Here is a 596-nt window from a genome sequence, read left to right as displayed (position 1 = left end):
ACTTCGTCGTGGCCCCGCTGCCCACCCGGGACGGCGCCGCCGTCCGACGCCTTGGCCCCCGGTTCGCGGTCAGCGTCTTCCCGTACGAGAGCGGCGAGGCGGGCGCGTTCGGGCAGGAGCTGTCCGAGGCCGAGCGCGGTGCGCTGCTCGACCTGCTGGCGACCCTGCACCGCAGCGCGGTACCCGAACCCCTCGCCGAATTCTCGCCGGAGTCGCCCACGGGTGACGTGCTGCGGCGGGCGCTGGCCGAGTGCGGGCGCCCCTGGCGCGGCGGCCCGTTCGCCGAGTCGGCGCGGGAGGTGGTGGCCGACGCCGCCGCCGCGCTGCGCGAGCGGCTGGCCGCCCACGACGCGTGGGCGGCCGAGGTGGCCGGGCGGGGCGCGCGGCGCGTGGTCACCCACGGCGAGCCGCACCCGGGCAACGTGCTGCGGCGCGCCGGCGCGGGCCACGCGGGCGACCGGCCGCTGCTCGTGGACTGGGACACGGTGCGGCTCGCCCACCCCGAGCGGGACCTGTGGCTGGTGGCCACCGGCCCCGCCGACCTGGACCGGTACGCACGGGCCAGCGGGCACACCCCGGACCCCGCAGCGCTGGCC

At 79.9% G+C, this 596-nt stretch carries 1 protein-coding gene; it reads left to right on the top strand.

From position 1 onward, the window contains the following. On the top strand, positions 1-596 hold a 596-nt coding region (locus KUM32_RS35780), incomplete at both ends, for a phosphotransferase (protein ID WP_217146084.1).

It is taken from the genome of Streptomyces sp. AC627_RSS907, assembly GCF_019049165.1.
This window is presented reverse-complemented; position numbering and strand designations above follow the sequence as displayed.